Source organism: Burkholderia sp. JPY481, assembly GCF_038900515.1.
In the GTDB taxonomy this organism is placed as follows: domain Bacteria; phylum Pseudomonadota; class Gammaproteobacteria; order Burkholderiales; family Burkholderiaceae; genus Paraburkholderia; species Paraburkholderia youngii.
This window is the reverse complement of the sequence record NZ_JAYMRT010000255.1, coordinates 1-219: the sequence shown is the minus strand read 5'-3', so window position 1 is coordinate 219 and position 219 is coordinate 1. Positions and strand designations below refer to the sequence as shown.

Genomic DNA, 219 nt, shown 5'->3' with positions numbered 1-219 from the left:
GGCTGTCGGATTTTCTCGGCCAGATCGGCGAGGTGCGCGCTGAGCAAGGCGCGGCCACGTACCTGTCGGGCTCGATCGAGGACGCTCAGTCCAGATTCAATCTGCGCAATCTGGTCGCGAGTCCGGCGCCCGGCGTGACGCAAATCAGCGCCGAGCAGATGGCCGCGTATCAGCGCCTGCTGGTGTCGCTCGGCCTGAGCGGGCAGCTCGCCAAAGTGA

Annotated in this window: 1 pseudogene; it reads left to right on the top strand. The window is 66.2% G+C overall.

From position 1 onward, the window contains the following. Positions 1–219 (top strand): annotated as a pseudogene (locus VSR82_RS40585) (type II secretion system minor pseudopilin GspK); the annotation flags it as partial.